General features: G+C 65.4%; 1 protein-coding gene and 1 pseudogene. Both read right to left on the bottom strand.

All coding sequences use genetic code 11. The features are described from left to right. Positions 1 to 217 precede the first annotated feature (217 nt). Positions 218 to 1,342, bottom strand: a complete 1,125-nt coding sequence (locus I5I_RS11680) for a BMP family lipoprotein (protein ID WP_036319636.1) — start codon at positions 1,340 to 1,342, stop codon at positions 218 to 220. A 162-nt stretch (positions 1,343 to 1,504) separates the two neighbouring features. Beyond that, positions 1,505 to 2,002 (bottom strand): annotated as a pseudogene (locus I5I_RS11675) (mannose-1-phosphate guanylyltransferase); the annotation flags it as partial. Between the last annotated feature and the right edge of the window lie 28 nt (positions 2,003 to 2,030).

The raw sequence follows: 2,030 nt of genomic DNA, 5'->3' as shown, positions 1-2,030 counted from the left end.
GACTTTCCTGGCACCGTTCTCACCCAGCAGGGCATGGATCTGCCCCGGTTCGACGACGAATGTCGATGTGGTTCGTTGGCGACGAGCGATCCGAACCGCTTCGTGATGCCACGCAAATCAAGCTTCATACGTGTGACCCTATCCAGAGAGGTCGGGCACGAGAAGAGAGCGGGGCGCTTNGCCGGCNGGNGAAACGCCCCGCTCTCGTGCTCGTGGATTACTTGGGCGAGCTGGGCGAGGTGACCTTGATCTCGCCGCTGACGATCTTCGCCTGCAGCGCCTTCAGCTCGTCCTGCAGACCGGCCGGCAGCTTGCTCTCGTAGTCGTGGAACGACGAGAGGCCGACGCCGTCGTTCTCCAGCGTGCCGACGTACGGCGTGCCGTCGAACTTGCCCTGCGACGCCTGCGTCACGGCGGTGTACACCGCGGTGTCGATGCGCTTCATGACGGAGACGAGGATCTGGTCGGCGACCGAGGGGTCGGCGACGGCGAGGTCGGAGTCGACACCGAGCATGACGGTGTTCTTGCCGCTGTCCTTGATGGCGGCGCTGGCCGACAGGTAGATCGGGCCACCGACGGGCAGGATCACGTCGACACCCTGGTCGAGGATGCCCTGCGCGGTCTGCTTGGCCGTGTCGTTCGCCTTGAAGTCACCCGTGAACGAGCCCTTCTGCGAAGCCGCGTCCCAGCCGAACGACTGGACGTTCGCGCCCTTGTCGGCGTCGTACTTCTTGACGCCCTCGACGAAGCCGTCCATGAAGATGGTCACCGGCGGGATCTGCATGCCGCCGAAGGTGCCGACCTTGTTCACGCCGGATGCCTGCGACCACGCGGCGGCGGCGTAGCCGCCGAGGTACGCAGCCTGAGCCGTGTCGAAGAGGAGCGGCTTGATGTTCGGAGCGTCGGTCTTGCCGTCCTGGTCGGTGTCGGCGGAGTCGTCGATGATGGCGAAGTTGACATTGGGGTTGGCCTTGGCGGCTTCCACCGTCGCGGCGGAGAGCTTGAAGCCGACCGACACGATGAACGTGCAGCCACCCGACAGCAGTGCGTCCATGTTGGGCTTGTAGTCGTTGTCGGACTTCGACTCCACCTCGAGGGGCTTCACGCCCAGCTCTGCGGCAGCCTTGTCCATGCCGTTCTTGGCCGACTCGTTGAACGACTTGTCGTTGAAGCCGCCGTTGTCCGAGACCAGGCAGGGCTTGAAGCCGTCCACGACGGTGCCGCCGGCAGCGGCCGAGCCGGAGCCTGCGGGGGTCGGGGCCGAGCCACAACCGGCGAGGGCGATGATGAGCCCCGCGGCAGCTGTGATGCCGGCGAGCTTCTTGGTGGTCGAGATGGTCAATGCAGCCTCCACATTGATAGACCCGCGGATTTCGCGGGCGCACGGATCGAAGTTACCTACTGTGACGTGGGATTTGCACGCTGCACACCCGGGTGCGGGCGAAAGGTTACAAAGACGCAATCAAGCCGACACGAACGCGGCATCCTGCCCGGTGGCTCGTGATCAGAGCACGTCGCCGCGGCCGGTGAGCTTCAGCGCGTCGACGACGCCCTTCACGCGCTGGGCGTGTTCGCTCGTGGTGACCAGAAGCGCGTCGGGAGTATCCACGACCACGATGTCCTTCACGCCGATCAAGCTGATGACCCTCTTCGTGTGGCTGACGACGATGCCGCTGGCCGCATCGGAGAGGATGCGGGCGTTCTCGCCGAGAATGGCGAGGTCGTTCTTGCGCCCACCGCTGTTGAGCTTGGCGAGACTGGCGAAATCACCGACGTCGTCCCAGTCGAAGTGGCCGGGCACCACGGCCAGGCGCCCCTTCTCGGCGGCCGGCTCGGCCACCACGTAGTCGATCGCGATCTTCGGCAGCTTGGGCCAGATACGGTCGACCGCGGGACCACGGCGATCGCGGTCGTCCCACGCCTCGGCGAGTTCGATGAGTCCCGCATGCAGTTCAGGGTTGTTGGCCTCGATCTCCGCAAGCAGCACGTCGGCGCGAGAGAGACTCTAGAGGATCCCCGGGACCGAGCTC

The organism is Microbacterium sp. B24, from assembly GCF_000333415.1.
In the GTDB taxonomy this organism is placed as follows: Bacteria; Actinomycetota; Actinomycetes; order Actinomycetales; family Microbacteriaceae; genus Microbacterium.
Note: the sequence above shows the minus strand (reverse complement) of the source record. Positions and strands in the feature narration are given on the sequence as shown.